The 8,845-nt window shown below is 39.0% G+C and carries 13 protein-coding genes; all 13 read right to left on the reverse strand.

Features of this window, described 5'->3' with window-relative positions; genetic code table 11:
- Positions 1 to 179: 179 nt before the first annotated feature.
- The 13 genes from R7Q11_RS24105 to R7Q11_RS24180 all read right to left on the reverse strand — a co-directional run bounded on the left by R7Q11_RS24105 (position 180) and on the right by R7Q11_RS24180 (position 8,747).
- Positions 180 to 674: a GNAT family N-acetyltransferase gene (locus R7Q11_RS24105; RefSeq protein ID WP_225466792.1), complete on the reverse strand. Its 495-nt coding sequence runs from the start codon at positions 672 to 674 to the stop codon at positions 180 to 182.
- A 145-nt stretch (positions 675 to 819) separates the two neighbouring features.
- Positions 820 to 1,206, reverse strand: coding sequence for a hypothetical protein (locus R7Q11_RS24110; RefSeq protein WP_225466793.1), 387 nt, complete (start codon positions 1,204 to 1,206; stop codon positions 820 to 822).
- Positions 1,207 to 1,208: 2 nt separating this feature from the next.
- Positions 1,209 to 1,583, reverse strand: a complete 375-nt coding sequence (locus R7Q11_RS24115) for a hypothetical protein (RefSeq protein ID WP_225466794.1) — start codon at positions 1,581 to 1,583, stop codon at positions 1,209 to 1,211.
- 226 nt (positions 1,584 to 1,809) lie between these two features.
- A complete protein-coding gene (locus R7Q11_RS24125; RefSeq protein WP_053304463.1) occupies positions 1,810 to 2,211 on the reverse strand; it encodes a hypothetical protein in 402 nt (133 codons plus the stop codon).
- Positions 2,212 to 2,354: 143 nt separating this feature from the next.
- Complete coding sequence (locus R7Q11_RS24130) at positions 2,355 to 3,557, reverse strand: hypothetical protein (protein WP_213916279.1); 1,203 nt, start codon at positions 3,555 to 3,557, stop codon at positions 2,355 to 2,357.
- Positions 3,558 to 3,717: 160 nt separating this feature from the next.
- Positions 3,718 to 4,023 carry a hypothetical protein gene (locus R7Q11_RS24135; RefSeq protein WP_225466795.1) on the reverse strand — a complete coding sequence of 102 codons (306 nt, stop codon included), beginning with the start codon at positions 4,021 to 4,023 and terminating at the stop codon, positions 3,718 to 3,720.
- A 144-nt stretch (positions 4,024 to 4,167) separates the two neighbouring features.
- Positions 4,168 to 4,725 (reverse strand): nucleotidyltransferase family protein, encoded by a 558-nt coding sequence (locus R7Q11_RS24140; protein ID WP_225466796.1) that lies wholly within the window; start codon positions 4,723 to 4,725, stop codon positions 4,168 to 4,170.
- Positions 4,726 to 4,852: 127 nt separating this feature from the next.
- On the reverse strand, positions 4,853 to 5,434 hold the full coding sequence (locus R7Q11_RS24145) for a hypothetical protein (RefSeq protein WP_171345232.1): 582 nt from the start codon (positions 5,432 to 5,434) through the stop codon (positions 4,853 to 4,855).
- A gap of 135 nt (positions 5,435 to 5,569) precedes the next feature.
- On the reverse strand, positions 5,570 to 6,052 hold the full coding sequence (locus tag R7Q11_RS24150; protein WP_017821432.1) for a hypothetical protein: 483 nt from the start codon (positions 6,050 to 6,052) through the stop codon (positions 5,570 to 5,572).
- Between the two features lie 121 nt (positions 6,053 to 6,173).
- Positions 6,174 to 6,815, reverse strand: coding sequence for a hypothetical protein (locus tag R7Q11_RS24155; protein ID WP_054702880.1), 642 nt, complete (start codon positions 6,813 to 6,815; stop codon positions 6,174 to 6,176).
- Between the two features lie 141 nt (positions 6,816 to 6,956).
- Positions 6,957 to 7,382, reverse strand: coding sequence for a hypothetical protein (locus R7Q11_RS24165; RefSeq protein WP_225466797.1), 426 nt, complete (start codon positions 7,380 to 7,382; stop codon positions 6,957 to 6,959).
- 135 nt (positions 7,383 to 7,517) lie between these two features.
- A complete protein-coding gene (locus tag R7Q11_RS24170; RefSeq protein ID WP_213916269.1) occupies positions 7,518 to 8,087 on the reverse strand; it encodes a hypothetical protein in 570 nt (189 codons plus the stop codon).
- Between the two features lie 141 nt (positions 8,088 to 8,228).
- A complete protein-coding gene (locus R7Q11_RS24180) occupies positions 8,229 to 8,747 on the reverse strand; it encodes a GNAT family N-acetyltransferase (RefSeq protein WP_225466798.1) in 519 nt (172 codons plus the stop codon).
- Between the last annotated feature and the right edge of the window lie 98 nt (positions 8,748 to 8,845).

Here is an 8,845-nt window from a genome sequence, read left to right on the forward strand (position 1 = left end):
TTTCCTTTTTTAATTTTGACTTTTAGGCCAGAACTTCTTAACGAATTAGCTAAATCTTCCATGATTGATTATCTCCACTTCTGCGAGCGCATAACGCCGCATTAAGGTGTGAGCGGCGCTTGGCTATACTTGAGCGAAGCGAAACTGCCAAGCGTTGCGAATCACTCTTGAATGCTTTGTTATGTGCGTGCTAAACGGTAACGCCTTACCGTACCCTCACTCTCATCTGTGTAGTTACCGAGGTATTCACCACCACAGTTTTCAATGACCTTTTGAGATGCAGGATTGTCAATTGAGCAAGTAACAATAACTGAATCAGTGACAACATGGTCTCGCACCCAAGCAAGCAGAAATGAGGCTACACCCTTACCACGAGCTGACGGTCTAGTTTCGTAGCCGACATGACCAATGATATTTTCTACGTTGGCATTAGTACCTTTGCGAACTCGGATTGCACCTAAAATTTCGGAGTTCGATACACAATAGTAAGTTGTACTAGGTAAATATCCCTTTGGTAACTCGGAGATTGCCTTTGAACGTTCGACCAAACCTGACAAATAAGCTGTCGGATCTTGCTCCACACCCGAATATTTTGGAATACCCGATTCTAGGCATTCTTTCGCATAACTCGCTAATATTGGGGCCAAATCAGGGTTGGCCTCTATCACTTCCATGTCAATTTTCCTCATAAGCACATAACGCCGCATTAAGGTGTGAGCAACGTTACCACGAAACTTAACCATGCCACCGTAAACACAAAACCCAACGATGACATCAAAATGCCAAGCGTTGGGAATCACTCTTAAATGCTTTGTTATATTAATTGTCTATAGAATCTTTGAACTTTTTAATTTTTCCACTAGAGAGACTCTCTGGCTCTTCGAGAAAGCCATCTGCCTTACTCTTATAGAATTTAACTTCCTTTTCTAAATGATCTATAACTCTATCCTTAGTCACACGTACTAGCTTTTCATAATCTTCAACATATGAAGGCAATTCTTTAGCAAATTTTGTATATGTCTCGCCAATTTTTTGAACTTCAGAGACTCTAGATTCCATTGCCTCGATCGTTCCTTTCTGTACTTGGATCGTCTCTGACAAAGAGTCTATCTTTGATTTCAAGCCTTTAATTACATAGTTAAAAAAAACTGCTAACCCTCCAACCTCAAGTATCGAAGATACTGTTGTTAAAATATGAGGTTCCATATTTAATCCTCATCGGTTGATTCATCTATTAAACGTCTCATGAACATGTCTGCTTCTTTTAGAAAACGATTAAAGACCTTTCCAAAGGTTTCTCTATCCCCGTAAGATGGAATCCAAAAATCGAGTCCAACAGAGTTCTCATCATAAATAGCCGCAGTAGATAACCAAATTTTCTTGTTTAATTGATTAGCAGATTCCAAATCAAAAGCTGAACCATCTAGGTCAAAAAATATACTAAAACCAATACCACCAACAGCCTCTCTTACAAGCAACTTTCTTGGGTGTTCATCTCGTATAGCCACCCAGTCTCCGTCTTCATCTTGGGTTGCTTTGTATCCAAAAAACTCAATATGATCTAAACACTTTTCTACGGACATTAATTCTCATTCCCTATGTTTTCTTTCAAAGAATGCATTGTAGCAAGGGAAGTTAGTGAAAGTAAGCCAACGTTAGCACTATCGTAAACGCCCCTTAATATAACGCTCTGTTAAGGGGTGAGCAACGCAATACTGAAGCCGCCGCATACCACCTTAAACACTAAAACCAACGCATAGTAAAAATGCCACGCGTTGCGAATCCCTCTTGAACAGTTTGTTAGGAGTTTTATTCATAGCGTTCACAATCTTTCGGTATGTCTATATATGTTTCATTTGCCCTCCAGTCCTGAGTCCGAGGGTCAAAGTAAAGCTCATACGTTGAGACGCTGTTATATGTACCCGATGTTATCTGATTTCCAATAGTAACTATATTTGGCTCTGAAATAGTGAAAATCCAAACATTGTCACCTGACACTAACTCAAGTCGACTATCAGAAACAAACGAAGCCTCTTCTGTAGAAAAGAACTCTCTAGGATAACTTTCACAATACCACTTTAAATTCTGACCATAAGAGCTATAGACAGTTCTCATGTTGAATTTCTCGTACAAATCTTTTGTGGTTACTTGCTCTGCTCCGTTAGAGCTGAATGCAAACAATGTTAAAACGACACTAAAAATCAATTTCATGCGCAAACTCCTAACGCCCAATTAAGGTGTGAAGCACGTGCCACAATACTTAATTTGACCTCCGTAATCACTAAACTTAACTCAAACCAAAAATGCCAGGCGTGCTGAATCACTCTTAAATTGTTTGTTATATTCTGGGCTAATTAGGAGCTTTTAGTTATTGGTATGCTCAGTCCAATATGACTATCAGCGTAATGCTGAGGAAATAGAATTCCTACCCTTCCAGTCTTGTCGTTCCATCCAGGATCTTGAGTTTCTAAAAAGTGCCTAACTTGCTTATCTAGGTTTTCATCAAGACACATAAGCACATATGCTATAAAGTCTTGCACTACTTCATAATCCTGTAAAGCCTGCTCAGGAGAATATACATTCATTGATGCAGAGTGAGCCTGAGTAAACATATTTTTGAACTCAAGTGGAAGTGGTGTTTTGCCCTGAAAATAGAATGTGTCGTAAACGGATTTCTTCGGGTCTATATTCCCATGTAACAAATCATTCCGATTGTTAAATAACGTATGTAGTTTCTTACATGCTTCGGCATTGTTGTAGTCAACAGGATGTACGAAACCATTACAATTCCTATGTAATTGTTTAACTCGAATATCAATGTTTTGTCTAATAATGCTGTCATACAAACGCTTATCTTTTTTGACATCATCATCAGCGAGAAGGAATATTAATGTATTAACAAAGGACTCAGCATATACCGGAGCTAACATTCTGATACTAAATGCTAAAGCAGTAGCTTGGGTGTACTTTGCTGCGACTTCATTAAAATAATTCTGATTTTCTTCTGTTATTGTTTCTGGAACATCGGAGAGACTATCGATCTTCAATTCATCAAGTGCATTTACTTGATATTCCATAACCGATTTATTGTGAAAAAATGGGTTTATGAATATATTCCACTTTTCCAAAGTTTTACGAAAATCACTGATCTCTTTTTTGTAATTTTGGTAATCCGTTTTTATGTCCAAAAGGAATTGATCAACAGCGAATTGATGGTCAGGAAAAGCAAAACTATGCATTACCTCAATACGGTAGTTAGTACACATGATTTCAATGCGTTCCTCTTCGTAGTGAAGCGTATAATGCCATTGAAACAGGTTGTCACTATCATTAGATTTGAAAAGCATTTGCATTCCATTTGGCGGACCAAACCGAGCGTTCAGGTAACAGTAGATATCTACTGGCTTTACACTCTTTATTAAGTGCCAGAGAGACTGCCCTTCTAGATCTTTCGGGACAGCAGGAGAAGCTTTTGCCTGTTCCTTTTTTGCTAACATCTCTTGAGCAACTTCCTTGGCTGGTTTGTAAGTAAGTTTGCCTATATCGAATTTATCCAAAATTTCCTCGTAAGAATATAACGCCCTGTTAAGGTGTGAGCAACGCCATACCGATGCCGCCGCATACCACCTTAAACACTAAACGCAACGCATAGTAAAAATGCCACGCGTTGCGAATCACTCTTAAACAGTTTGTTAGCAAACAATTGGCTGATTCTGACTATAGAAACTTAAACGCATATATTACCAAACCAACTCCTGCGACATCCCACATATTACCCCAGAAAGTGTTTATTCTATTCCGGTTAGTTATTTTCAAGTTATAAGCTAATTTGGTCTGAAGAGGATGATTAATCCATTCACCAATCCCGATAAAAATCACTCCTATCGATGCAATTTGAACTAATGTATTAGTTACTCCTTGAAGCTCAACTGTAAGAGAAAGAACCAAAGTCACAGAAGCAATTACTGGGAGCAACTTATACCAATAATCGATTGTTAAATTTGATAAAGGATTTTGACTCACCTTCATACTCCTTGTTTGCTAACGCCCGCTTAAGTGGTGAGCAACGCTACTACTGCACTCAATTATTACACCGTAAACACAAAACCTAAATTAAACCAAAACCGCCGAGCGTTGCGAATCCGTCTTAAAGCGTTTGTTAGTAGGTCAATTCCAAGAGAGCACCTGTACTTGTTGCCACCTAGCCTTATAGCCAGCACTCATTTTGTTGTAGTTAGCTTCTGTCATTGCCTTTTTGTTTGGTTTGATCAACATATTAAATGCATCCTCTAACCCGTAGGGGGCGAACAGGTTAATATTACCTGAGCTATCTAGATTGAACCCAATAGCAAAGGCAGAAAGCCAAGACTCGATACCTTGTTCGACACGCTCGTATGCCTGAATGGAGCAACCAAAATTCTTAGAGTAGCGCTCATGTATGACTGCTTGGTTTTTTACATCAATGTCGACACCATGACTTAACCGTGAACTAATACGATTTTTGAATTCATCTTCAGTGACATCATTAGAACTGTCGAAATAGACGATATCAAAGTCTTTAACTTGAGCAAGAAGCGATTTACTTTCAATACTGTTCCAGATGATTTGAGTAATAGCGCCACCTGCGATATAGAAGTTTGGCAGCCCTACTTCCCGACACACTTCAGCTGTTTCGATTAACTCAGGAACTTGCTGAATTAGACGCTTGAGTTTTTGTTTGTTCATCCTGACCTACTAACGCCCTGTTAAGGTGTGAGCAACGCAATACCGAAGCCGCCGCATACCACCTTAAACACTAAAACCAACGCATAGTAAAAATGCCACGCGTTGCGAATCACTCTTAAACAGTTTGTTATGTTCGTTGCTCTTCAAATTCTCGGTACTTCTTCTCTTGAACTGTCGATAGATAAAGCGCTTTTTGGTAAATAGCATTGATCGCATTGTGCATTCGATCATACGCAGAATCACTATCTGGACCAAATGAAATAAAGCGGTCAGATACTTTGAGAAAATCGTCTATTTTATGCTGTAAACCAGTATGGTCTAGACGATGTGCCAAAAAGTTCCGAATACTGTTTAATTTTATAAAACAATCCCATAGGACGAGTGTTTCAGTACAGTCTGGGTCTGCGTATGCCTTACCAGCATTGATTAAACTATGGGTATCTTTAAAAACTTCTTTTAAAGCTTTTTGATTTGGAAAATGGTTGTGCACATACGAGCGAATTTGCTGCTCGATTAATAAATGCCCCTTGAGAACTAGTAGTGTCAGATCACCATCGGAAGGAAGCAAAGTGTAAAATTTATCTAGATTTTCAAAGTACTCGTCCGTGTAAGTTAACAATAGATAGCTAAAATGCTTAATCTTTTCTTCATCGCCTTGGGCTTTCGCTTTTTCTAACTCTTCTTGCCAATGATATCGAGAACTGTTCATTTTTTCTCCTAGAACATAACGCCGCATTAAGGTGTGAGCAACGCTACCACCAAACCTAAACCATTGCACGGTAAACACAAAACCCAACCTTAAATTGAAAATGCCAAGCGTTGGGAATCACTCTTAAATGCTTTGTTATGGCGATGAACTCAAAGTTAGCTCTTGTATATCAATTTGGTCTACTTCCCTACCCAATATCCGCTTGTACTCGACTAAACGATTAACTGGGATGACTGGCAACTCGATACCTTGATAATCTTTAAGAACTGATTCTGAAAAGTAGATTTCAAGCTGGTGCCAAGAACCATCTTGACGTGATTGTATCTTCGTATGTTGAGACAAACCGATTTCAATTTTTTGACTTTGGTAAACCAACTGGAAATACTCTAAATCCCAACCATATTCGGCATAATGATCTAACGGCTTTGATATGTATTTTGCTACATGCGATAACACCTTGTCTGCGTCAGAGTTATGAATATAAAGATCTATATCTGCGATTTCCCGACTACCACCATGAATGGTTGCCGCTAACCCACCGACTATTTGATACTCCACATCCTCTGCATCCAAGATTTCTTTGAGCCACTGCAAGGCTACTTTAACTTTATCACTCATCTAGTTCCCTTAGCTGAATTTTGCCCTGCGCCATAACGCCGCATTAAGGTGTGAGCGGCGCTTGGCTATACTTGAGCGAAGCGAAACTGCCAAGCGTTGCGAATCACTCTTAAATGCTTTGTTATATTTTTTTGCTTGCTAATAATAGGCAGTAGTTCTTTACCTTATCTACTTTTTCGCCAACCAAATAAACAAGGGAATTTGAGTTTACCCAATCTATGTTTCTTGTTTGTAGTTCTTTTTGGAGAGTACTTTTTGGCTTAGCTAGCTTTCTTTTATGTTTGAACTCCCAAGACTGAAATTGAACAGGAAGTTCTTCGCAGCCCAACCACCAATGGGGAATTGCCGTTTTCCATTTATCTTCAAGCCAGACATCAGACAAAACAATTATGTATTCATGATCAGCATAAAGGTCATTGCAATTGATAAAAGACCGATCACTACTAACTACCCTTTCAATATCTTTCACCACTAGTGACTTTTGAATCGATTTAGAAAGGCGCTTTGCTTCAATGTAAAATATTGATTTATATTTTGGAGAAAATACCATCCCATCAATATGCTCATTCTTCTTGACCCACGGGAACTCTAACCAATGTACCGAGTTTTCATCATCTAACGCAGTTTTTAATGCGTTCACAAAGTTGTGAACCTGATTTTGCTCTGTAAATCCTGTTGAGTCTCTCGCTGGATAAAATGAACATAGCATCCGCTCATAAGTACCACACATATCTACAAAAGCTGTTGATATTATTTTCTCCATAACTCACCTAAAAAAAAATAACGCCCTGTTAAGGGGTGAGCAACGCAATACCGATGCCGCCGCATACCACCTTAAACACTAAAACCAACGCATAGCAAAAATGCCACGCGTTGCGAATCCCTCTTGAACAGTTTGTTAGCTTTATGATTTCCCCAGAAGTTTATTATTTATTTCAACGACTCCGAAGAATAAGATTACCCCTATAACTCCATTTAACACAGCCAAAGCCGATGGAATAAAGAAGGTTGAAAGCTCTTTAGCATTCACCGCAGGCACCAATATAAACTTAACGTTGCATAAGTACCAAAGTAGAACAGGTAGCACCGAATAAGCACACCCTAAAACACGACTAGACAGGCTTAAACTTGATTCCTTCAAAAACGCAGACACAAATCGAAATACCGTAAAAAGCCCGGCACTGCCTAGCAAGAAGGTACCAAGCACACCAGCAGCAAAACCAATAATTAATAGGTTTTCGATTATATATATTTCCTGTAGTGCGGTAATGCCTAACAGCAAAGAAATAATTGATGTTACTCGGTAAGCCTTAATTTGTCTGATCCTCATTATTTCTCCCCAGAAAGCTAACGCCCAATTAAGGTGTGAAGCACGCGACCACGACACTAAATATGACCACCGTAGACACTAAACTTAACCCAAACCAAAAATGCCAAGCGTGCTGAATCACTCTTAAATTGTTTGTTAGGCAAATTGCTCCGTAATTTTCGAATCAACCTTGCGAGTTTGTTTAACAACATGAGCATACAACTCATTGATTAAACTAAATAGCTCCTCGAAACTATGCGACCATGGCGCTGAGTACTTGCTAGTTGGCACAAACACTTCTGAGATGTTTTCGTGTTTGACAAAATAGACCTCGGCCTGCTCACAAGCTGAATTATCTGCATGAGCGATATAAGTATTTCTCATTTTGTACACATGGTCATGAAGTTTTAGCAGATCAGGAGCAGATTTGTATACTCGCTTTGAATCTAAAGATAACCCTCGTACAGCGCCACTAGCAAAACATTTACTGTAAGTAATCACAAAGGCTTTATATAAATGACTAGACAAGTCTTCATGATTTCTCATTGAGTTAAGTATTTCGTGACATTCTCTTATATCAGCAAGTATTAGTTGAAGTGATGCTCTTAGTTTCGCAATATGACCTGAAACTTCAGATAAATCACAAGCTTTCCCATCAAAATATGCTCTGTAATCTATCTCTGTTGAACCCTCTAGAGCAATAATTTCGTACTTAAATTCTGACATAGTTCATCCATTTGCCTAACGCCTTGCTAAGGTGTGAAGCACGCAATGACCAAGCCGCCGCATAGCACTTCAACACCGAAATCAAACGCATATCAAAAATGCCACGCGTGCTGAATCACGCTTAAGCAATTTGTTATACCGTTACTTACATCTCACCCAATACCTAGCCAAAGGATTGGGAAAAACTTTACCTATTACAATTTTATCGAACTTACCACCATTCGCTTCGATAACACCTCTAGACGCTAAATTGTCCTCATCGGCAACAACCAAAGCTTGCTCAATTCCTAACTCAGCCGCTTTAGGTAGAGCCAAAGAAAGCATCAATTTTCCGTAACCTTTGCCACGAAATGAAGGGGCAATATCATAGCCTATATGTCCGGCTTCTAATGAGAGAAATTCATTGTTGATATGGTGACGTACTCGAATTGTGCCAAGAATCGTTTTATCTGAGTTGATTAACCAAAAGTGACTACATGGCACATAGTTTTCAGGTAAATTAATTCCTTTTGCTTCGTCTTTCAGATGCTGAACATACACCTTAAAATCGGTTTTTCCTTCGAGATAATATTCAGCATTTTCAATATCATGTAGAGCGAAATCTTCATGGAAACTCGCAAAAGAGGATTCAAACTTTAATGATGGTAAAACTAACTCCATATTACTTTCTCCGATAAGGTATAACGCCTTGTTAAGGTGTGAGGCACGCAATACCGTAGCCTCCGCATACCACCTTAAACCCTAAACCTAACGCATGG

Source organism: Vibrio sp. 970, assembly GCF_033339075.1.